The following is a 20159-nucleotide window of genomic DNA, read 5'->3' as shown; positions in this document are numbered from 1 at the left end:
GACTTCTACAGCCTCTGCGGCTGGATCGACACCCACCAGGCACAACAAGCGGCGGCGCACGTCGCGGCATAAGCACCAAGGGGGTGAGCGATGAGCCGGCTCACCTTCACTCTCGACGGGCGGGACCAGCTGTCCCGTGTCCTCAACGGCGTCGGGGACTCCGCCGACCGGCTCGGCCGCCGGATGCTGACCGCCGGGATCAACGGCGAAGCCGCGATGAACCGCATGGCGCGTACGACCACGCAGCGCATGGCCGCCATGCAGCGCGACACGACCACCAGCGCCCAGAAGGTGGCCACCCTCCGGAGATCGCTGATCTCGCTGGCTCCGGCGGCGATCCCCGCCGCCGCCGCGCTGGCCCCGATCGCGGCCGGCGCGGGGGCCGCCGGGATCGCGCTGGGCGTGTTCGCCGCCGCGCTGGGCCCGCAGGCCGCCGCACTGGGCGAGGCGGCCGAGGCGGAGAAGCAGTATCAGGACGCGGTCGAGACGTCGGGGGCCCGGTCGAAAGAAGCCGCCACGGCGCAGGCGGAGTACGCCCGCACCATGGCCAAGCTGCCTCCCGCAACCCGGCAGGCCGCGGCGGCGCTGGGCGTGTTCAAGGATGAGTACAAGTCCTGGTCCGACAGCCTGGCCGGGGACACGATGGCCCCGGTCACCAAGGGCATGGCCACCCTCTCCGGACTGCTGCCGAAGACCAGCGGTCTGGTGCGGGGCACCTCCGCCGAGCTGGACCGGATGGTCACGATCCTCGCCGGGGGCATGCAGACCGCAGGCTTCGACCGGGTCAACGCCAAGTTCGAGGCGTTCGCGACCGGCACCCTGCGCAAGGCCAACGACGCCCTGATCTCCCTGGGCCAGGCCGACACCAGCAAAGTCGGCAGCGGCCTGAGCGAGTTCATGGACTACGCGCGCGCCCAGGCCCCGCTCGCCGGTGAGACCCTCCGGAACCTGGCCGAGGCGCTCACCAACCTGCTGATCGCGGGCAGCGATGTCGGTGTCGGCCTGCTCCAGGTCGTCAACGTCCTCGCGGGCCTGGCGGCGGCCGTGCCGTCCGGGGTCATCACGACCCTGCTCCAGCTCGCGATCGCGATCAAGGCGGTGCAGCTCGCGGCCGTCGGCATGGCGGCCGGGCGGGCGGCCATCGCCGCGCTCGGCGTCCAGCTCGTGGCGATGAACACTGCGGCGTCCGCCGCGCCGGGCCGGCTCGCCGCAGTCGGGGCCGGGTTCATGGCGCTGTCCCGCAGCGCGCGCCTGGCCGTCGCGGGCACCGGTATCGGTCTGCTGCTCCTCGGCCTCAACGAGCTGTCCCAGGCCGGCCGGACGACGGGCCCGGACGTCGACCGGCTGACGACGTCGCTGGGCCAGCTCGGCCGCACCGGAAAGACCAGCGGCACTCTGGTCACCGAGTTCGGTGCCGACTTCGAGAAGCTCCGCGAGCAGATCGACCGGGTCCTCGACCCGAGCGTGGTGGAGAGCGTCAACAACTGGGGCAGCTCGATCACCGGCGGCTTCCTCGACGCCGGCGACGCGACCGAAGAACTCACCCAGTCGTTCGACGCGATCGACTCGGCACTCGCCAACCTGGTCTCCGGCGGGAAGGCGGACCAGGCCGCCGCCGCGCTGGACCGGCTGCTGGCCGGGATGGGACCCGCGCAGGCCGCCCAGCTGAAGGGCAGCCTCGACGGCTACAACGAGGCCCTGGCCGCTCTGAAGTTCGAGCAAGAACTCGCTGCTCAGGCGATGGGGCTGTTCGGGCAGCAGGCGCAGGCGACGCAGGCGAAGCTCGCCGCACAGAAGCAGTCCGCAGACGGGCTGCGGCAGTCGATCGTCGCCCTGAACGACGTCCAGCGCGGCGGCCTGGGCGGAATGATCGGCTTCGAAGCGGCGATCGCGGCCACCGCCAAGGCCGCGACGGGCGGCGCGCGCAGCCTGTCCATGGTCCACGGCGAGCTGAACCTCACCACCGAACGGGCCCGGACCTCCGCAGCAGCGCTCCAGGACCTGGCGGCCAAGACCGACGCCGCCGCCGCCTCCACCTACGAGAGCACCGGATCGTGGGAGAAGGCGAACGACGTCTACGCCCGGGGCCGCGCGCAGCTGGTGGCCTTCGCCGACGCCATGGGACTGACCCGGGGCCAGGCTGAGCAGCTCGCCGACCAGATCCTCAAGACCCCGGACAAGACCGCCACCATCACGATGCGGACCGAGGACGCGGTCAACGGGCTCAACGGGTTCATCGCGAAGGTGCAGGCAGCGCCGAACGCGAAGAGCGTGACGGTGAAGGCCCTCACCCAGGACGCCGTACGCCTGCTGGAGAGCCTCGGCTACAAGGTCACCCACCTCAAGAACGGCCAGTTCTCGGTCACCGCCCTGACCGGCACCGCCATGGCCAACCTCGGCGCAGTGCAGCGGGCGCGGGACGGAATCCAGAACAAGAGCATCACGATCACCACCACGCGCCTCACCGTCTACCGCTCCATGCGGGTGGACGGCGGCGGCACCTCGAACGCCGCGGCCGCGAAGAACGCCGCCGAGCTCTACGCGGACGGCGGCCTGGTCCGCGGCCCCGGCACGGGCACGTCAGACTCCATCGACGCGCGCGTGAGCAACGGCGAGTACGTCGTCAAAGCCTCCTCCGTCGCACGCCACGGCGTGGCGTTCATGGACGCCCTCAACGAGGGCCGCCTCCCCATCGGCTCACCCGGCCCGACCGCCCCCGGCGGCGGCGGGGCGATGGCGGGCTCCGGGGCGGACGCCGGGCGCGGCCTGGCGGCCGGCATGCGCAGCAGCACGGGCGAGGTGGAAGCCTCGGCCCGCACCATGGCGGCCGCGGTCGTCACCGGTGTGCGGGCGGAGCTGGAGATCGCCAGCCCGAGCAAGAAGATGAAGGCCCTCGCCCGGGAGATCGGGAACGGTCTGATCTCGGGCATGACCGGGTCGCGGGCGAAGATCAAGTCCACGGCGAAGGAGCTGGCCAAGGACATCCTGGCCGCCGTCAAGGGCACGAAGAAGGGCCTCGCGGGCCTGTCGCTGGTCGCGCGGATCAGCGTCGACACCAAGGAGCTGGACCGGCTCGCGTCTCAGCGGGATGGGTTCGCCGCGCGCATCAAGGCCGCGCGCGACTTCGCGAAGTCCGTCACGACGTCGGCGCGGCAGTCCTCGTCACTGGCCGGGCTCCAGCTCGCCGACGGGAAGATCAGCGCGGGCAGCATCAAGGCCGGCCTGACCAACAAGCTCGGCAAGCTGCGCACCTTCGCCAGCCACATCACCGCCCTCGCGAAGCGCGGCCTGTCGAAGACCTTGTTGAGGCAGATCCTGGAGATGGGCCCGGAGGAGGGATACGCCTACGCGTCCGCGCTCGCCGGGGCGGACAAGGCCACCTTCAAGAGCATCAACAGCCTCCAGGGGACGCTGTCCAAGGAGACGGACAAGCTCGGCAAGACCGGCGCTGACCTGCTGTACGACAGCGGGAAGAACGCCGGGAAGGGCTTCCTGAAGGGCCTGGAGTCGCAGCAGGACGCCATCGAGGCGCAGATGGTGAAGATCGCGAAAGCGATGCAGAAGGCCATCCGCAAGGCGCTCGGCATCAAGAGCCCGTCGCGGGTGATGGCGGCGGACGGGCAGGACTCGACCAAGGGTCTGGCCGTCGGCCTCATCGAGGCCATGCCCGTCCTCGACCAGGCGCTCGCCGCCGTATCCGGCCGGATCGCCTCCACACAGCCGGTCATCGGCCGCCCGGCCATCACCGGCAGCACCGCCGGAACACCGCAGCAGGTGCGGATTGACGTACACGTCTCCGGCTCCGCCGACCCGGTCGCGGTCGCCCGGGAGCTCCGCCGCCAGCTGGTCGAGCTCCGCCGCACCTACGGAATCAACGTCGCACTGGGGGTCTGAGTATGGGGCTGCTCGTAGAGCTGGGCTGGGGCGGATCAGTATCCGCCCCGGACCGGATCGTGTGGACCGACATCACGGAGTACGTCGACGTCTCCGCCTCCGGGGTGAACATCACGCGGGGCGCGAGCGACGAGTTCGCCGACACCCAGCCGGGGACGCTCACCATGCGCCTGGACAACCAAAATGGTCAGTTCAGCGGGCCGGACGCGCTGCCGGGCGTCCCGGTCCGCGCGGCCGTCACCCACCTCCCCGCCCGGACCGGACCCGCACCCTGGCCACTCACCGCGCTGGCGGACGACTTCGACGACGGGCGGATCGACCCGGTGCTGTGGCCGGACTGCTACGGCGGCGTGGCCGAGGCCGGCGGCCGGGCCCGCATCCCCCTCACCCCCGGCGCCCCCGCCGGATACAAGTCCGGCCGGTCCTGGCTCCTCACCGGCAGCCAGTTCGCCGTCAAACTGTCGGCGCTCCCGGCCGCCGGGGGGAGCTCAGCCGCGACCCTCACCGTCACCGCCGCCTCGGCCACCGCCGGGACCCGCGCAGGCTTTGTGTACTCGCCGATCACCCAGACGCTCAGCTGCGTCTCCGAGGTCGCCGGTACCGACCCGGCCTCGGTCACCGTCGCCCACAGCCCGACCGCACACCTGTGGATCCGGATCCGGGAAGCCGCGGGCGTTCTGTTCTGGGAGACGTCGCCGGACGGCTGCTCCTGGACGGTGCTGCGCAGCATCCCCACCCCGGCCTGGGTCGGTACGGACCAGGTGGTCATCGAGATGGCCGGGGTCCGGACCGGCGGGGCCGGCGACTACGCGGAACTGGACCTGGCGGGCGCGGTCGTCTACCCACGCTTCTACGGTGCCGTGGGCGACTTCCCGGTCCAGTGGGCGGGCCTGGAGTCCACCGTCACGATCACCGCCACCGACGTGTTCAAGTGGCTGGGCAGGGACAGGGAGTTGAAATCGTGCCTGGCCGAGGAGATCGCGGCGACGGGGAGTGCTGTCGCGTACTACCCGCTCACCGAGACCTCGGGCAGCAGCGCCGGAGACCTCTCCGGGCGAGGAGCTCCCTCACTCGCCCGCGTCCAGGCGGGATCCGGCGGCACGCTCACCTTCGGGGCGGCGGACGGCCCGGCCGCCACCGGCGAGAAGGCCCCGGTGTTCACGCCCGCGAGCTCGTCGGCGGGCCGGTACCTGGCCGCCGACCTGGAGAACGCGCTCGGGGTCATCGAGGGGGAGATGTTCGTCGAGTTCTGGTTCTCCACCAGCACTACGGGCCGGGTCATCATGTCCCTGCGCACGGCGGCCGAGGACGAAATGTTCATCCTCTCCCTCAACTTCGCCGGGATCCTCCAGGTCGAGTTCGTGATCTACGACGCGGTCCCGGAGACCCAGACAGTGCCCACAGGGAACTTGGCCGACGGGGCGTGGCACCACGTCCTCTGGGACACGAACCTTTTCACGATCTACGTCGACGGCGTGGCCCGGCTCACCGATTTCGCCATGCTCATCACAGATACGCGATTCCTCGACGTCGGCGGCCACAAAGGGGCGCGGCTGTGGTCCGGGTCCATCGCACACCTGAGCATCTACAACACCTTCTTCGCGCCTCTGCCGACACTGCCCTCCCACTACACCGCCGGGACCACGGCCCACGCCGGGGAGACTGCTGATCTGCGCATCGCCCGCCTGGCCCGCTACACCGGGCTCGGCCCGCCGAGCATCTACGGCACCGTGCACGACCCGGTCGCCGGGCAAGGGGCGGGCGGCCAGACCGCCCTGTCCCGGATGCGGGAGATCGAGACCACGGAGAGCGCCCGCCTCTACGCCGCCCGGGACCGCCTCGCGCTCGACTACGCCTCCCGCGGCCTGCGCTACAACCCCTCACCGGCCGCCGACGCCTTCAGCGTCGAGTACGCCGACCTGGAGACCGACGGAGTCCAGCTGAAGCGCGACGACCAGAAGCTCATCAACACGGTGACGGCGAGCCGCCCGGACGGGGCGACCCAGCGCGCCGTCGACACAGCGAGCGCCGCCCGCTACGGCACCTACGCACCCCCCGGCGGCGACATCTCCATCCTCAAAACCAGCGACAACGCCGTCCGGGACGCGGCGACCTGGCTCATCTCCCGCTACGCGCAGCCGGTGTACGAGCTGCGGGAGGTCCCGGTGCAGGCGTACTCGCACCCGGCCTACCTCGGCATCCTCGGTGCGGACATCGGCTCCCACATCTCCGTCACCGGCCTCCCGGCCCAGGCCCCGGCGGCGGAGATGCGCGTCACCGTCGAGGGCTACACCGAGACGATCAAGCACCGCGACCACAGGATCGCCTTCCACACGAGCGCGGCGATCACCGACTCCGTGTGGGTCCTGGACGACCCCGTCTACGCCGAGCTCGGCACCACCACCCGCCTCGCCTACTGACCCAAGGAGACAGGCATGTCCACCAACACCACTCTGGTGGTACGCGCGGAGGCGTACTACCGCCCCCGCCCCGCCCGCCCCGGCCGCCCCGCGGACGACTGGTCCCACATCCCCGTTGCCGAGCGGATCTTCCACTGGTACCGGGCCTGGCTCGGCCGCACCGTCCCCGTCCCCACCGTCACCGTCAGCGGCCTCGTCTACGCCCGGATCAACCACAACAGGTGGCTCGGCGACTGCCACTGCGGCAACGCCCAGCTCATCTCGCCCTCCGACCAGCGGATGGCGTGCCCGGAGTGCGGCTACGACTGGGTCACCGTCGTCTGGCCCACGACCGTGGACGCGATCGAGGCGGACATGCTCACCCGCCCCCTGGTACGCGACCGGAACTGGTGGAACCCGGACGACCCCAACAACCCCGACCGGCCCATACCCGAAGCGGCGAGGAGAGGAGAGTGACGTTCGCGCCGCGCACCTGGAGCGTCGGCGAGGTCGTGACCGCGGCCATGCTCAACGTCGAGATCCGCGATCAGCTCAACTCGATGTTCGCCGCCTGGACCTCCTACACACCGACCTGGACCGGAGCCACCACCAACCCGGCCATCGGCAACGGCACGCTGGTCGGCCGCCACATGAAGATCGGTCGGACCTGCCACGTCCACGCACGCCTCATCGTCGGCAGCAGCACCACCTTCGGCAGCGGGAACCTCTCGTTGGGGCTGCCGTTCACGGCCGCCGGCACCATGCCCGGAGTCCTCACTGCCATGGCCAACAGAGACCCCGCCAGCCCAAATTTCATCCTCGGCGCGGCCGACCTCTCGAACTCGGCGACCACCACCGGCACGATCTGGCTCGCCAACCCCTCGACGCCCGGAGATTGGAACGCCTGGGCCAGCGGCGCCCCCTGGACCCTCGCCGCCGGCGACGTCGTCAAGGTCTACGGCACCTACCAGACCGCCACCTGACCAACCCCGCCACCCGCCCCGAGCCGCCCGGCCCGGGGCTCTTCTGTGCCCGGAGGCACCATGCAGCTCATCCGGCGCGCCCAGTGGGGCGCGCCCGCCACCTCGCCCGCCGCGAAGGTCGCGTCCACGCGCGGCGTCAAGGTGCACTATCTCGGGAGCGCGTACGCGTCCCGTACGCACGACCGGTGCGACGACTACGTCCGCCAGATCCGCGCCGCGCACCTCGCGAACAAGAAGGAGAACTACTCCGACATCGCGTACTCGATGCTCGTGTGCGAGCACGGCACGGTGTTCGAGGGCCGGGGCGCGCACCGCCGCACCGGCGCGAACGGATCGGCCACGCTCAACTCGCGGCACTACGCGGTGTGCGCGCTCCTCGGCACCGAGGGCCTCACCCGGCCGACCGACGCCATGCTCGCCGGGCTCCGGGACGCGATCGAGTACCTGCGCGAGCACGGCGACGCGGGCCCGGAGATCCTCGGCCACCGCGACGGGCACCCGACCGCCTGCCCCGGCGACGAGCTGCACGCGTGGGTGAAGCGCGGCGCGCCCCGCCCGGGCGCGCCGGCCCCGAAGCCGAAGCCCGCGCCGCCGGTGGCGAAGTACGAGCCGTTCCCCGGGGCCGCCTTCTTCACCGCCGGGCGTCGCAGCCAGATCATCACCGCGATGGGCAAGCGGCTCGCGGCCGAGGGCTGCGGCCGGTACGCCGTGGGGCCTGGCCCCGCGTGGGGCGAGGCCGATCGGAAGTCGTACGCGGCCTGGCAGCGCAAGCTCGGCTACATCGGCGCGGCCGCCGACGGTATCCCCGGCCCGAGCAGCTGGGCCGAACTCCGCGTCCCCACCACAGGAAAGTGATGATGACCATGAGGACTCTCCAGATCGCGGTCTTCGCGATCAGCGTGGCCGGGTACGTCGCCCTGGCCGTGACCGGCAGCGCGACCGCCGAGTACGTCGCCCTCGTGGGCCCGGTACTGGGTGCTGCTTTCCTGATGACACAGCTCGGCCGACAGGACCAGGTGCTCACAGAGATCAAGCACAACACGAACGGCGTCCTCACGGCGCGGATTGAGGCGGCCGTGAAGAAGGCCCTGGACCCTCCCGAGTGACCTTCTCCCCCGTCGCCCTCGTGGCGGCGGGGGGCTTCTCACGTTTCCCCCCGGGCCCGGCCTGGATCAGCCGCGCCGCACATGCTCCGTGGCCGCCCGGCGAAGGGCGGTGTGGGCGTCCCGGCTCCGCTCCCGCCCGGCATCGAGCGCAGCCTCGACCGCGTTAGCAAACCGCCCGTCAACAAGGGTCCCAAGCTGTATGTCACTCAGCTCGATAGCCGACCAGGCCGCAGCCTCGGAGGCGTCGATCAGCGCAGGGTCGGCGGTGGCCAGCGCCAGACGATCGCGCGCCCGGGTGATCTCGGATCTGGCCCGGTAGAACGCAGCGCGCTCCTCGCGCTCCTCCGGCTCCCCGGCCCGGAGCGCGGCTATCCGCAGCCAGAACAACTCGCGATAGCCGATCACGGCGTCCAGCAGTTGCGCGGTGGCAGCCGCGACCTGCTGCCGCTGCTCCCGGCGCGCGGTACGGCGCTCTGTCCAGACCTGAGTGGCGCTGGCGAGCGCGACGCCCGCGAGGGTACCGATGACGGCAATGAGTGTGGACCACATGCCTGTGACGGTAGGACGAACAGCCGGCGCATGGGACCAAGTTCTGACGGGAGGCAACTTTTCCGCGGAGGTACTGGCGGGTGAGCGAGGCATCCCGATACGCTCACGGCTAGCAGCTCGTAGCCCTGCGTAGCAGGGGTGGCCCGCTTAGTCACTGCGCGCGTCCTCACCGGATACTCCCCGCCGTCGCGGGGATGCCGCATTTCCCAGAACTCAGCCCCAGAGCTTCAGAACTCGGTTGTCGAGGTCGAGGCCGCAGGTATCGGGCGGGTAGCTGTCCAAGGCCTGAAGGCCCAGGGCCCACACAGTGACTGCGTGCTCGTACCCGCGCCTGTGACGGTGGTAGTCCTCGGCGGAGAACGCCAGGAACCGGGCGACGGCTCCACCGTACGGGCCCGTGCCATGGTCGTCGTAGGGAGGACCGAAGGCGTTCTCGCGGCGACGCTCGTTCTCAATCCGAGGGTCAGCCATCAGCCGCAGGAGGTCGTCGTGCCATCGGGCCAGTTCCCCGGCCCGGAGTCGCAGGGCTTCGTCGGCTTCCAGCCCGGTCTCGTGCAGCAGTTCCTCCAGGTCGAAGCGCCCCTTGAGGGTGCACCGTTCGTCGTACTCCTTGAGCGCCTCTAGCTCGCCGTCGGTGAAGCCTGAGGTGTGGTACTCGCACAGGCCCCAGGTGTTGTCCGAGAACATAGCTCTCCGTTCTGTGTCACGGTCACCCTTCGCACTATGCCGTGCGCTGCTCCGCGAAGGGCCTGTTTCGGCCTGCCTCTGCCCCGCCGCCTTAGTGGGCGGCGGGGACCTCTTCGCATAGGCGGCCGCTACACTGCGCCGTGGCCAGGCGAGGCAGCCTCGATGCGGCGAGCCAGTTCGATGTCGTGCTCCGCGACGTACCCCCCGAGGTCGCTTGAGCTGATCGAGACATGCACACCCCGGTAGCTCAGGGTCGCGTCAGAGTGATGGCCGAGGTCGTCTTGGATGGCCGCGATGTGCGCGACGAACGCAGCGCCTGGGATATGGCTGATCGTGTATGTGCGCTCGATCTTCCGGCCGTCCGTCGACCATCCGTCAAGACCTCGAATCCGCTCCTCGATCTGCTCCTTGGACAGCGGTTCAGCCATGGTCATCTCCCTACGCCAATGGGTGCCAGCACCTCGGCAAGATCCTGGCCGACCGGCTCAGCCTGCCACGGCGACATCGCAGTTGCTACAGCCCACAGTTCTTTGACGGCGCGCGCAGAGCCGGTGGCCAGTACGACGTCGGCAGCATGGCGCGCCAGGCCGACCGCGCGCTCCGGCTCCCCAAGTGCGGCCGAGGCGACTGCCTGCCGGGCGGACCACACCCCGACGTCGCGCCGAGACGTTGCCGGAGCCGCCGGGATGATCTGCTGCCACAGTCGGTGCGCCTCGTGCGCCAGGCCGAGCCGTCCGTAGCAAGTGGCGCGCTGCACCTCAACGTAGTTGGGAGTGCGCAGGCAGGCCGTGCCCCACTCTTCGACGTCCACCCGGTCAAGTAATCGGCTCGCGGTGTCGAGCAGTTGGTCCACCTCTCGGCGCTCACCGAGGAGAGAGGCTCCGTGCGCCTGCTGCTGGAGCGCGAAAACCTGGATCTCGGGGGACAGGTGGGTGGCGTCCATGAGGGCGCTCTCGCAGAGGTCGACCACAGCCGCCCCGGCTCCCTGATCCGTACGGGCCATCGCGCGGTCGACCAGCGCGCACGCGATGGCCTGGCGGTTGTGGGAGCGGTGCGCGAGTTCCTGGGCTGTGTCGTGCCATCGCAGGGCCGCCGTGGGGTCCCCGGCATCGAGGTGAAGCCAGGCCGCGAAGGTCGCGTAGGACACGCCCACCTCGGCCATGGACCGCCGGGTCGGTGCGTCGGCCTGGTCGACCAACTCTCCTATGAGGCGGCACTGCGCCTCGACCGTGCCCAGCAGAGCGCGGGGACCGAGCATCATGTCTGCCGCGTAGTGGCCTTCGAGCTGGGTCTGAAAGTACGGGACCAGGGCGGGGTCAACGTGCCGAGTGGTTGACGGAGCCTCCGCCGCGAGAGGTGCTGGCCCGGCGCTGCCGGGGCCAGAGGTGTCCTCAACGGGCGGAACGGACGGCGCGACGACCCGTTCTCTCCTGCTCACGGCGGCCGCGCGGTCCAGCACGGTGAGCGGCACACCGAAGATCGCGGCTAAGTGGCCCCGTGCGAAGGGCACAGGGATTCGCACGCCCCGCTCCCACCGGCCCACCTCCCGTGAGTCCTTGGCGATGGTGCCGGATGCCCGACAGTACGCGTCTGCCACCTGCTTCTGCGTCCAGCCGCGCGCGGTGCGCAGCCGGACAAGCATCTGACCGATGCTCTCCGCTTTCATGCCGCCTCCCCGTTCTGGCCCCCATTCTGGCCCCCTGAACGGCCCGTCTGCAGGCTCCTTTCACTCGCGGGCATTCCAGGTTCGATGGGGACATCCTGCTCGCTACCCAAAGGGGATGCACGGTGATGACGATGAGGGTGTACCGGATGAGCCGGGGCGGCGAGCGCCCCGTCTCGCCGACGGTGGTGGTCGGCGGCCCCGGAGGTCCGCCCGTACCGCCGGGCCTGATGGTCTCCTCCGCTTACCCGCCCTGCTGCTGCGCCCGGTGCAGCGGGCTGCGGACCGGCGGTGGCCGCTGATGGGCAGCCTCAACCGCGCGCACGTCGCCACCCGGCAGGGCACCGGCCCCAACAACGCGGACGCCGCGACCACGGTCACCGCGCCGGACGGCACGGTCGCGGCCGCCGTGGTCGACCTGGCCGGGCACGACGAGGGCGCGCCTCTGCTCGCCGAGCGCCTAGCCTGGGCAGCAACGGAGATCGGCGTACGACGGGGGGCCACGACGGGAGCCCTCACGGCCGCCGCGCTCACGGAGAACTTCGCGCCCGGGGCCGGCCCGGACGGAGCGGTGGTCGTCGCGGTAGCCGTCCCCGGACGGGACATCGAACTCTGCGTGGCGGGGGACGCGGTCGCGTACAGCTGGAACGGTCGGCACCTGGCCCTGAGGACGATCCCGCAGGGGGTGGGCGAGCAGCTCTACGTCTCCCTGGCCACCGCCGTGGCCCCGATCGTGGGACGGTCCCGCGCACCGGAGGAGGAACTGCTGCTGCTCCTCTCCGACGGTGCCGACCTGGGCCTCAAGGCGCTGGAAGCCCTCGCCCGCGAGCACACCGACCCGCAGGCCCTCGCCGACGCCATCGTGGCGGCGGCCGGGCCGGACGAGGAGGGCAAGCGCGACGACGCGACCGCCATCGTCATCAGCGTCGGTCCCGCGCGGGAGTTCCGACGGCGCGCCCCGTGACCGGCCCGGCACGACGGCCCCAGCTCACCCCGGAGTGCCGCCTCGGCGAGTGCCAGCTGTGCCCCGGCCCGCAGGAGATACGCCTCCCGCACCAGACGGCGGCCGAGACTCCGGTCCACACGATCCGCTGCACCCACACCTGCCACCAGCCCCCCGCCCAGCCCGGCGGGAACGGCCGGGGCCGGTTGACCAAACGAGAAGGACATTGCCTGATGAACCCTGCCGTCTTACCGCCCATCCCCCCACTCCAGCTCAAGTTCGCCTGGCTGGAGGTCACCGGGTTCTGCAACCTCGAATGCACCCACTGCTACGCCGACTCCAGCCCCAAGGGCACCCACGGCACCATGGCCGTGGACGACTGGAAGGACACGATCGACCAGCTCGCCGACATGGGCGTTGAGAGCGTCCAGTTCATCGGCGGCGAGCCCTGCCTCTACCCGCACCTGGCGGAGCTGATCGACCACGTCAGGACCCGGAGCATCACCGGGATCGAGGTCTTCAGCAACCTCACCCAGGTGAGCGATTCCCTCTGGGAGACCTTCGTGAAGCAGCGGGTCGACCTCGCGACCTCGTACTACTCGGACACGGCCGCCGAGCACGACACGGTCACCACCCGGCGGGGATCCCACACCCGCACCCGCGCCAACATCCAGAAGGCGAAGGAACTAGGGCTGGCCATCAGAGGTGCCACGGTTCAAGTCCAGCCGGACCAGCGCGGCCCGGCCGCGCACCAGGACCTCCAGGCCCTCGGCGTGAACGACCTGAGCGGGGACCGCCAACGGCCCGTCGGCCGGGCGAGCATGGGCGCCAAGCCCACGCCCGCAGACCTGTGCGGACACTGCGCCCAGGGACGACTGGCGATCAGCCCCAACGGCGACGTGTGGCCGTGCACCATGGGCCGCTCCATCACCGTCGGCAACATCCGTGAGGCACCTCTGTCGGCCATCTGGAACGGCACCGAGATGGAGACCGCGAGGACACAGATCGAGCAGGCAACCACCCAGGTCTGCGCGGCCGGGCCGGTCTGCCTGCCGGCCTGCGGGCCCTGCCTGCCGTCCAAGGCCATCCCGGATTACCGCCGAAGCCTCCCATCGAGCTGACTACGATCGGTGACCACGCCGATCGAGTCGGAGGCACGCTTATGGATGATCACGGTGACGACCTGACCACCTGGCTTCACGGCCAAGGTGACCCGGTGGAGCGGCACGAGGAGGAGTGGGAGCGGCTCGCCATGTACGTACGCCATGCCGCGAACAAGGTAGGCCCCCACCTCCCGCTGTGCCTTCCCAGGGAGCCCCAGGAGTGCGGCCGAGACGGGCGACAGCACGCCCTCGCCTGGGCGGCGGCCCTGAAGGCGGCGGCCCAGCACATCATCGAGACGAACACCGCCACCCCGGCGGAATCGTCGTACTACTCGGGGCAGATCTACCTGCGCAGACTCACCGCGCTCCGCGCCCAACCCGCCCGGCACCCTGACTGAACCCAAGCCGCACCGGCCTGTCAGCGTCCCCCGCCGCAGGCGGGCCAGCACTCCTCCCCGCCTTCCTCTCGGGCCAGCAGGGGGCCAGCAAACGATCAAGCGCCCCACCCGGCTAAGTCGGGTGGGGCGCTCGCATGCTGGTCAGATCGTTTCTGCACCTGCGGCTCGCAGTGGGGCGGGTGGGACTCGAACCCACGGCCGACGGATTATGAGTCCGCTGCTCTAACCGGCTGAGCTACCGCCCCTAACGGCGCGTCGCGCACAAATGTGCGCGCCGTCTGCCGCAGCATAGCCGCTCATACGATCTCCTGCTTCGGATGGTCGGCATCGTCCAGCAGTGAAGAGCGCGCTGCGCCCTGCCCGGTTCCACAGGCATGCCAGAACATACGAAAAAGGACCCACATGGGGTCCTCTTCCGTATCGGCTCCCCCGGCTGGACTCGAACCAGCAACCCTCCGGTTAACAGCCGAATGCTCTGCCAATTGAGCTACAGGGGATCGCGCTCCCCCGACTGGACTCGAACCAGTAACCTGCCGGTTAACAGCCGGCTGCTCTGCCAATTGAGCTACAGGGGATTGCACCGCGTGCACCGAACGTACCTGCCCGGGACTCCCCGGAAGGCGTGCGTTCGCTGCGACACATACATTAGCGCAAGCAGGGGGGTGCTCCGCCAATCGGTAGGGTCCTGGGTGATCACGGGCCGGGCCGGGTAGGCGGACGGGCACCGACGTAGGGCAAGCGAAGGGTGACAGCGCCATGCGGTACAAGCTCACATTCGTCGTCGGACTCGCCGTCGGCTACGTCCTCGGTACGCGGGCCGGGCGCGAGCGCTACGAGCAGCTGCGGAAGAGCGCGCGGCAGTTCTCGCAGAACCCCGCGGTGCGCAACGCGGCGGAGACCGCCGTGCAGAGCGGGCGCGAGGTCGCGGGGAAGGCCCTGCACACCGTCGGTGCGAAGGTCGGGGACCGGGTGCCGGAGTCCGTCGCCGAGCGGGTGCGGTCGCTGCGGGAGCGCGGCCCGGGCCGCGAGGACGAGTGGGGAACCAGCAACACATGACACCGGCACTCTCCGGGTGGGGCAGAATCTCCCTCCATGGGGATAGTCGCCGGCTTGGACAGTTCATCTGCGTTCACCCAGATCGTCGTCTGTGACGCGGACACGGGTGCCGTGCTGCGGCAGGGCTATGCCCCGCACCCCGTGGACCCGAAGGCCACCGAGATCGACCCGCAGGCCTGGCTGCTCTCGCTCGGCGAGGCCGCGGCCGGGGGGCTGCTGGAAGGCGTGCAGGCCATCGGGGTCTCGGCGCAGCAGCACGGGCTGGTCCTCCTGGACCAGCAGGGAACGCTGGTGCGCCCGGCGCTGGTCGGCAACGACAAGCGGGCGCAGATCGCCGCGGCCGATCTGATCGACGGGCTCGGCGGGCGGCAGGCCTGGGCCGAGGCGGTCGGATCGGTGCCGCAGGCCTCGCACCCGGTGGCCAAGCTGCGCTGGCTGGCCCGTGAGGAACCGCAGGCGGCCCAGCGGGTGGCGGGAGTGCTCCAGCCGCACGACTGGCTGGTCTGGCAGCTGCTGGGCCGGCCCGCCCGGCGGACCACGGACCGGGGCGGCGCGTCCGCGACCGGTTACTGGTCGGCGTCCGCCGGCTCGTACCGCTCGGATCTGGTCGAGCTGGCCCTCGGCCACCAGTGCGGTCTGCCGGAGGTGCTCGGTCCCGCCGACGCGGCGGGGACCACCCCCGAGGGGCTGCTGATCTCCGCCGGCACCGGTGAGACGATGGCCGCCGCCTTCGGTCTCGGCGTCGCCGCGGGCGATGCGGTGGTCTCACTCGGAGCCTCCGGTTCCGTGACCGCCGTGCACCACGAGGCGCTCGCCGACCCCAGCGGGATGATCACCTCGTACGCCGACGCCACCGGAATGCACCTCCCCGTGGTGCACACACTCAACGCCGTGCGGGTGCTGCGCGGCACCGCCGAGATGCTCGGTCTCGACGATCTCGAAGCCCTCTCCGAGCTGGCGATGAAGTCAACGCCCGGCTCCTCCGGGCTGGTGCTGCTGCCGTATCTGGAGGGCGAGCGCACCCCCCGGCTGCCGCACACCGCCGGCACCCTGAGCGGTCTGCGCCGGGAGTCGATGAAGCCCGAGCATCTGGCGCGGGCCGCCTTCGAGGGGATGCTCTGCTCGCTCGCCGACGCGATGGATGTGCTGCGCGGCAGGGGTGTGGAGGTACGCCGGGTCTTTCTGCTGGGCGCCAGCGCCGAGCTGCCCGCCGTGCAGGCCGCGGCCCCGGGGATCTTCGGGGCGCAGGTCGTGGTGCCGCAGCCCGCCGACTACGCGGCGCTGGGCGCGGCCCGGCAGGCCGCCTGGGCGCTCGGGGTCTCGCAGGGGACGCTGTCGCCCGCCGCCCCGCCCGTCTGGCAGGGCGCGTCGGTGCAGGTGCTGGAGCCCGGCGAGGAGCTGGCCACGGGCCAGGCGGTGCGGCAGCAGTACAGCGTCACCCGTGATCAGCTGCACCCGGGAGCCTTCGCGCCGGGGCAGTGAGCGAGGACGGTCGCGGGGTACGGGGTACGACGAGGTACGGGAGTCCCGTGGCCCCGGGCGAGCGGCGAGTGACGGTCGGCGGGTGCGGGTCGGCGGGTGCGGCCGGCACGTCTTGACCCGGCCTTGAAACAAACCGTTGGGGTTCATGGGCCTCGGTGAAGCAAGATGGAATGCCCCCGATCCCGTCCCCCCGCTTCGCCCCGCCCGCTTCGCCCCACCTCGCCGAGCCCGAGAGACAGCGCGTGCTGATACAGCTGCTGCGGACACACTTGCGTCCGTACAAGAAACCGATCGCCCTGCTCGTGCTGCTGCAACTGCTGCAGACCAGCGCCACCCTCTATCTGCCCAATCTCAACGCCGACATCATCGACGACGGGGTGGTGAAGGGCGACACCGGCCGCATCCTCGAACTCGGCTCGGTGATGATCGCCATCAGCGTGGTGCAGGTGGTCTGCAACATAGGAGCCGTCTACTACGGCGCCCGCACCGCCTCCGCCCTCGGCCGCGACATGCGCGCGGCCGTCTTCGACCGGGTGCAGAGCTTCTCCGCGCGCGAGATGGGGCATTTCGGGGCACCGTCGCTGATCACCCGTACCACCAACGACGTCCAGCAGGTCCAGATGCTGGTCCTGCTCGCGTTCACCCTGATGGTCTCCGCGCCGATCATGTGCGTCGGCGGCATCGTCATGGCGCTCGGCCAGGATGTGACGCTCTCCGCCGTGCTGCTGGCCGTCGTGCCGGTGCTCGGCGTCTCGGTGACCGTGCTGGTGCTGAGGATGCGACCGCTCTTCCGCACCATGCAGGTACGTCTCGACACGGTGAACCGGGTGCTGCGGGAGCAGATCACCGGCAATCGCGTCATCCGCGCCTTCGTCCGCGACGGCTATGAGCAGGACCGTTTCCGCGAGGCCAACACCGAGCTGACCGATGTGGCGCTGGGCACCGGACGGCTGATGGCGCTGATGTTCCCGACCGTGCTGACGGTCGTCAACGTCTCCTCCGTCGCGGTCGTCTGGTTCGGGGCCCAGCGGGTCGACAGCGGCGCGATCCAGATCGGCGCGCTCACCGCGTTCCTCGCCTATCTGATGCAGATCGTGATGGCCGTGATGATGGCCACCTTCATGTTCATGATGGTGCCGCGCGCCGAGGTCTGCGCCGAGCGGATCGAGGAGGTGCTGGGCACCGATTCGAGCGTGGTCCCGCCGGCCGCCCCCGTACGGAAGCTGCGCGGGCAGGGCTCCCTGGAGCTGCGGAACGTGGAGTTCAGCTATCCCGGGGCCGAGCAGCCGGTGCTGCACCGGATCGCGCTGACGGCGCGCCCCGGGGAGACCACCGCCATCATCGGCTCGACCGGCAGCGGGAAGTCCACCCTGCTCGGTCTGGTGCCCCGGCTCTTCGACGCCACCGGCGGCGAGGTGCTGGTGGACGGCGTCGACGTACGCGAACTGGAACCGGAGCTGATGGCGCGGACCGTCGGTCTCGTACCGCAGAAGCCGTATCTGTTCTCCGGCACGGTGGCCACCAATCTGCGGTACGGACAGCCCGGCGCGAGCGACGAGGAGCTGTGGCAGGCGCTGGAGGTGGCGCAGGCCGCCGACTTCGTCCGGGAGCTGGACGGCGGGCTCGACGCGCCCGTCGCGCAGGGCGGCACCAATGTCTCCGGCGGGCAGCGGCAGCGGCTCGCGATCGCCCGGACGCTGGTGCAGCGGCCCGAGATCTATCTCTTCGACGACTCGTTCTCGGCGCTCGACTACGCCACGGACGCGGCGCTGCGGGCGGCGCTGGCGCGGGAGACCGCCGAGGCGACCGTGGTCATCGTCGCCCAGCGGGTCTCCACCATCCGGGACGCCGACCGGATCGTGGTCCTGGACGAGGGCCGGGTCGTGGGCACCGGCACCCACCGTGAACTGATGGCCGGCAATGAGACCTACCGCGAGATCGTGCTCTCGCAGCTGACGGAGGCTGAGGCGGCATGAGCGGGCCACGGATGATGATGGGCGGCTCGGCCGAGCGGTCCATGGATTTCAAGGGGTCGGGCAAGCGGCTGCTGAGGCAGCTCGCGCCGGACGGGGCGCTGCTGTGGACGATGCTCGCGGCGGCGGTGGTGAGCGTCGGCTTCTCGGTGGCCGGGCCGATGGTGCTGGGCTGGGCGACCGACCGGATCTTCGCCGGGGTCGTCGGCCGGGAGCTGCCCGAGGGCTCCACCAAGGAAGCGACGATCGAGGGCCTGCGGAACGAGGGCGACGACGGGCTCGCCGACATGCTGTCCGGGGTGGGCTTCACCCCCGGCCACGGCATCGACTTCACCGCCGTCGGACAGATTCTGCTGGTGGCGCTCGGGCTCTTCCTGGTCTCCGGGGCGCTGGCCCTGGTGGCGAGTCGGCTGTCGATCAAGGTGATCAACCGGTCGGTGTTCCGGATGCGCGAGGAGGTCCAGGCCAAGCTCTCGCGGCTGCCGCTGTCCTACTTCGACCGGGCCAAGCGCGGCGAGGTGCTCAGCCGGGTCACCAATGACATCGACAACATCGCGCAGACCTTGCAGCAGACGATGGGCCAGCTGATCAACTCGCTGCTGACCATTGTCGGTGTGCTGGCGATGATGTTCTGGGTGTCGCCGCTGCTGGCGCTGGTCGCGCTGGTGACGGTGCCGCTGTCGATCTTCATCGCGGCGCGGGTGGGCAAGCGCTCCCAGCCGCACTTCGTCCAGCAGTGGCGGTCCACCGGGAAGCTCAACGCCCATATCGAGGAGATGTACACCGGCCATGCGCTGGTGAAGGTCTTCGGGCGGCAGAAGGAGTCGGCCGAGGAGTTCGCCGAGCAGAACGAGGCGCTGTACGAGGCCGGTTTCAAGGCGCAGTTCAACAGCGGGGCGATGCAGCCGCTGATGTTCTTCGTCTCCAACATCAACTATGTGCTGGTGGCGGTCGTCGGCGGGCTCCGGGTCGCGTCGGGGACGCTGTCGATCGGCGAGGTGCAGGCGTTCATCCAGTACTCCCGGCAGTTCTCCATGCCGCTGACGCAGGTGGCGTCGATGGCGAATCTGGTGCAGTCGGGAGTCGCCTCCGCCGAGCGGGTCTTCGAGCTGCTGGACGCCGAGGAGCAGGAGCCGGACGCCGCTTCGGCGGAGCTGCCGGAGCGGCCCGCCGGGCAGGTCTCGCTGGAGAAGGTCTCCTTCCGGTACGACCCGGACCGGCCGCTGATCGAGGATCTGTCGCTGAGCGTGGAGCCGGGGCACACCGTGGCCATCGTCGGCCCGACGGGGGCCGGCAAGACTACCCTGGTCAATCTGCTGATGCGGTTCTACGAGGTCACGGGCGGCCGGATCAGTCTCGACGGGGTGGACGTCGCCAGGATGTCGCGGGACGATCTGCGGTCGGCGATCGGCATGGTGCTCCAGGACACCTGGCTCTTCGGCGGCACCATCGCGGAGAACATCGCGTACGGGTCCGCGCGCGAGGTCGGCCGTGCGGAGATCGAGGAGGCGGCGCGGGCCGCGCACGCGGACCGTTTCATCCGTACGCTCCCCGACGGCTACGACACGGTCATCGACGACGAGGGCTCCGGGGTCAGCGCGGGCGAGAAGCAGCTGATCACCATCGCGCGGGCGTTCCTCTCCGACCCGGTGATCCTGGTGCTGGACGAGGCGACCAGCTCGGTCGACACCCGTACGGAGGTGCTGATCCAGAAGGCGATGGCGCGGCTCTCCCACGGGCGTACCAGCTTTGTGATCGCGCACCGGCTCTCCACCATCCGGGACGCCGATGTGATTCTGGTGATGGAGAACGGCGCGATCGTCGAGCAGGGCGGTCATGACGAACTGCTGTCGGCGGGCGGGGCGTACGCGCGGCTGTACTCGGCGCAGTTCGCGGAGGCGGTCGCGGAGGTGGACTGAGCCG

At 70.6% G+C, this 20159-nt stretch carries 18 protein-coding genes and 3 tRNA genes; 14 read left to right on the top strand and 7 right to left on the bottom strand.

The features are described from left to right. Window positions 1-90 precede the first annotated feature (90 nt). The 6 genes from IE247_RS11010 to IE247_RS10985 are packed head-to-tail and all read left to right on the top strand — an operon-like array spanning window position 91 to window position 8382. On the top strand, window positions 91-3894 hold the full coding sequence (locus tag IE247_RS11010; RefSeq protein ID WP_190122800.1) for a hypothetical protein: 3804 nt from the start codon (window positions 91-93) through the stop codon (window positions 3892-3894). Window positions 3895-3896: 2 nt separating this feature from the next. Continuing rightward, complete coding sequence (locus tag IE247_RS11005; RefSeq protein ID WP_190122799.1) at window positions 3897-6314, top strand: LamG-like jellyroll fold domain-containing protein; 2418 nt, start codon at window positions 3897-3899, stop codon at window positions 6312-6314. A gap of 15 nt (window positions 6315-6329) precedes the next feature. After that, a complete protein-coding gene (locus IE247_RS11000; protein ID WP_190122798.1) occupies window positions 6330-6770 on the top strand; it encodes a hypothetical protein in 441 nt (146 codons plus the stop codon). Next, window positions 6767-7276, top strand: coding sequence for a hypothetical protein (locus IE247_RS10995; protein WP_190122797.1), 510 nt, complete (start codon window positions 6767-6769; stop codon window positions 7274-7276). The genes IE247_RS11000 and IE247_RS10995 overlap by 4 nt, the downstream gene beginning before the upstream one ends. Window positions 7277-7336: 60 nt before the next feature. Further along, a complete protein-coding gene (locus IE247_RS10990; RefSeq protein WP_190122796.1) occupies window positions 7337-8131 on the top strand; it encodes a peptidoglycan-binding protein in 795 nt (264 codons plus the stop codon). Window positions 8132-8133: 2 nt separating this feature from the next. Next, a complete protein-coding gene (locus tag IE247_RS10985; RefSeq protein ID WP_190122795.1) occupies window positions 8134-8382 on the top strand; it encodes a hypothetical protein in 249 nt (82 codons plus the stop codon). Window positions 8383-8448: 66 nt separating this feature from the next. Here IE247_RS10985 and kilB read toward each other — a convergent pair whose 3' ends face one another. The 4 genes from kilB to IE247_RS10965 all read right to left on the bottom strand — a co-directional run bounded on the left by kilB (window position 8449) and on the right by IE247_RS10965 (window position 11260). After that, window positions 8449-8931: a plasmid transfer protein KilB gene (gene kilB, locus IE247_RS10980; RefSeq protein WP_190122794.1), complete on the bottom strand. Its 483-nt coding sequence runs from the start codon at window positions 8929-8931 to the stop codon at window positions 8449-8451. 213 nt (window positions 8932-9144) lie between these two features. Then, complete coding sequence (locus IE247_RS10975; RefSeq protein WP_190122793.1) at window positions 9145-9618, bottom strand: hypothetical protein; 474 nt, start codon at window positions 9616-9618, stop codon at window positions 9145-9147. Window positions 9619-9746: 128 nt separating this feature from the next. After that, the gene (locus IE247_RS10970) at window positions 9747-10046 is read right to left on the bottom strand and encodes a 4a-hydroxytetrahydrobiopterin dehydratase (RefSeq protein WP_190122792.1); all 300 of its coding nucleotides are present in this window, start codon (window positions 10044-10046) and stop codon (window positions 9747-9749) included. A 2-nt stretch (window positions 10047-10048) separates the two neighbouring features. Further along, window positions 10049-11260 carry a helix-turn-helix domain-containing protein gene (locus tag IE247_RS10965; RefSeq protein WP_506005037.1) on the bottom strand — a complete coding sequence of 404 codons (1212 nt, stop codon included), beginning with the start codon at window positions 11258-11260 and terminating at the stop codon, window positions 10049-10051. A 149-nt stretch (window positions 11261-11409) separates the two neighbouring features. Here IE247_RS10965 and IE247_RS10960 point away from each other — a divergent pair, with 149 nt between their 5' ends. From IE247_RS10960 to IE247_RS10945, 4 genes are all read left to right on the top strand, one after another. Next, the gene (locus IE247_RS10960) at window positions 11410-11583 is read left to right on the top strand and encodes a hypothetical protein (protein WP_190122790.1); all 174 of its coding nucleotides are present in this window, start codon (window positions 11410-11412) and stop codon (window positions 11581-11583) included. Then, complete coding sequence (locus IE247_RS10955) at window positions 11583-12245, top strand: SpoIIE family protein phosphatase (RefSeq protein ID WP_190122789.1); 663 nt, start codon at window positions 11583-11585, stop codon at window positions 12243-12245. The genes IE247_RS10960 and IE247_RS10955 overlap by 1 nt, the downstream gene beginning before the upstream one ends. 212 nt (window positions 12246-12457) lie before the next feature. Then, window positions 12458-13345, top strand: a complete 888-nt coding sequence (locus IE247_RS10950; protein ID WP_190122788.1) for a radical SAM/SPASM domain-containing protein — start codon at window positions 12458-12460, stop codon at window positions 13343-13345. Window positions 13346-13386: 41 nt separating this feature from the next. Next, window positions 13387-13725 carry a hypothetical protein gene (locus IE247_RS10945; protein WP_190122787.1) on the top strand — a complete coding sequence of 113 codons (339 nt, stop codon included), beginning with the start codon at window positions 13387-13389 and terminating at the stop codon, window positions 13723-13725. A 171-nt stretch (window positions 13726-13896) separates the two neighbouring features. On the opposite strand, the gene IE247_RS10940 is transcribed toward IE247_RS10945, so the two are convergent. The 3 genes from IE247_RS10940 to IE247_RS10930 form a co-directional block, all read right to left on the bottom strand. Further along, window positions 13897-13970, bottom strand: a tRNA-Ile gene (locus IE247_RS10940). Window positions 13971-14149: 179 nt separating this feature from the next. After that, window positions 14150-14222 (bottom strand) — tRNA-Asn (locus IE247_RS10935). A 5-nt stretch (window positions 14223-14227) separates the two neighbouring features. Then, a tRNA-Asn gene (locus IE247_RS10930) sits at window positions 14228-14300 on the bottom strand. Between the two features lie 181 nt (window positions 14301-14481). On the opposite strand from IE247_RS10930, the gene IE247_RS10925 reads away from it, so the two are divergent. From IE247_RS10925 to IE247_RS10910, 4 genes are all read left to right on the top strand, one after another. Further along, complete coding sequence (locus IE247_RS10925; RefSeq protein ID WP_190122786.1) at window positions 14482-14781, top strand: YtxH domain-containing protein; 300 nt, start codon at window positions 14482-14484, stop codon at window positions 14779-14781. A 36-nt stretch (window positions 14782-14817) separates the two neighbouring features. Then, entirely contained in the window at window positions 14818-16263 is a 1446-nt protein-coding gene (locus IE247_RS10920) for an FGGY family carbohydrate kinase (protein ID WP_190122785.1), read from the top strand. A 242-nt stretch (window positions 16264-16505) separates the two neighbouring features. Beyond that, window positions 16506-18239 (top strand): ABC transporter ATP-binding protein, encoded by a 1734-nt coding sequence (locus tag IE247_RS10915; protein ID WP_190122784.1) that lies wholly within the window; start codon window positions 16506-16508, stop codon window positions 18237-18239. Next, window positions 18236-20155 carry an ABC transporter ATP-binding protein gene (locus tag IE247_RS10910; RefSeq protein ID WP_190122783.1) on the top strand — a complete coding sequence of 640 codons (1920 nt, stop codon included), beginning with the start codon at window positions 18236-18238 and terminating at the stop codon, window positions 20153-20155. Before IE247_RS10915 ends, IE247_RS10910 begins: the two co-directional genes overlap by 4 nt. Window positions 20156-20159: the final 4 nt, after the last annotated feature.

The sequence above is a fragment of the Streptomyces inusitatus genome, assembly GCF_014651115.1.
GTDB lineage: Bacteria > Actinomycetota > Actinomycetes > Streptomycetales > Streptomycetaceae > Streptomyces > Streptomyces amakusaensis.
The sequence above is the reverse complement of the archived record's forward strand: the minus strand, read 5'-3'. Positions and strand labels throughout refer to the sequence as shown.

What these genes read in the sequence shown, in the direction of transcription:
- IE247_RS11010 (WP_190122800.1), top strand. Translation starts at nt 91, where the DNA reads ATGAGCCGGCTCACCTTCACTCTCGACGGGCGGGACCAGCTGTCCCGT.
- IE247_RS11005 (WP_190122799.1), top strand. Translation starts at nt 3,897, where the DNA reads ATGGGGCTGCTCGTAGAGCTGGGCTGGGGCGGATCAGTATCCGCCCCG.
- IE247_RS11000 (WP_190122798.1), top strand. Translation starts at nt 6,330, where the DNA reads ATGTCCACCAACACCACTCTGGTGGTACGCGCGGAGGCGTACTACCGC.
- IE247_RS10990 (WP_190122796.1), top strand. Translation starts at nt 7,337, where the DNA reads ATGCAGCTCATCCGGCGCGCCCAGTGGGGCGCGCCCGCCACCTCGCCC.
- IE247_RS10985 (WP_190122795.1), top strand. Translation starts at nt 8,134, where the DNA reads ATGACCATGAGGACTCTCCAGATCGCGGTCTTCGCGATCAGCGTGGCC.
- kilB (WP_190122794.1), bottom strand. Translation starts at nt 8,931, where the DNA reads ATGTGGTCCACACTCATTGCCGTCATCGGTACCCTCGCGGGCGTCGCG.
- IE247_RS10975 (WP_190122793.1), bottom strand. Translation starts at nt 9,618, where the DNA reads ATGTTCTCGGACAACACCTGGGGCCTGTGCGAGTACCACACCTCAGGC.
- IE247_RS10970 (WP_190122792.1), bottom strand. Translation starts at nt 10,046, where the DNA reads ATGGCTGAACCGCTGTCCAAGGAGCAGATCGAGGAGCGGATTCGAGGT.
- IE247_RS10965 (WP_506005037.1), bottom strand. Translation starts at nt 11,260, where the DNA reads ATGCTTGTCCGGCTGCGCACCGCGCGCGGCTGGACGCAGAAGCAGGTG.
- IE247_RS10960 (WP_190122790.1), top strand. Translation starts at nt 11,410, where the DNA reads ATGACGATGAGGGTGTACCGGATGAGCCGGGGCGGCGAGCGCCCCGTC.
- IE247_RS10955 (WP_190122789.1), top strand. Translation starts at nt 11,583, where the DNA reads ATGGGCAGCCTCAACCGCGCGCACGTCGCCACCCGGCAGGGCACCGGC.
- IE247_RS10950 (WP_190122788.1), top strand. Translation starts at nt 12,458, where the DNA reads ATGAACCCTGCCGTCTTACCGCCCATCCCCCCACTCCAGCTCAAGTTC.
- IE247_RS10945 (WP_190122787.1), top strand. Translation starts at nt 13,387, where the DNA reads ATGGATGATCACGGTGACGACCTGACCACCTGGCTTCACGGCCAAGGT.
- IE247_RS10925 (WP_190122786.1), top strand. Translation starts at nt 14,482, where the DNA reads ATGCGGTACAAGCTCACATTCGTCGTCGGACTCGCCGTCGGCTACGTC.
- IE247_RS10920 (WP_190122785.1), top strand. Translation starts at nt 14,818, where the DNA reads ATGGGGATAGTCGCCGGCTTGGACAGTTCATCTGCGTTCACCCAGATC.
- IE247_RS10910 (WP_190122783.1), top strand. Translation starts at nt 18,236, where the DNA reads ATGAGCGGGCCACGGATGATGATGGGCGGCTCGGCCGAGCGGTCCATG.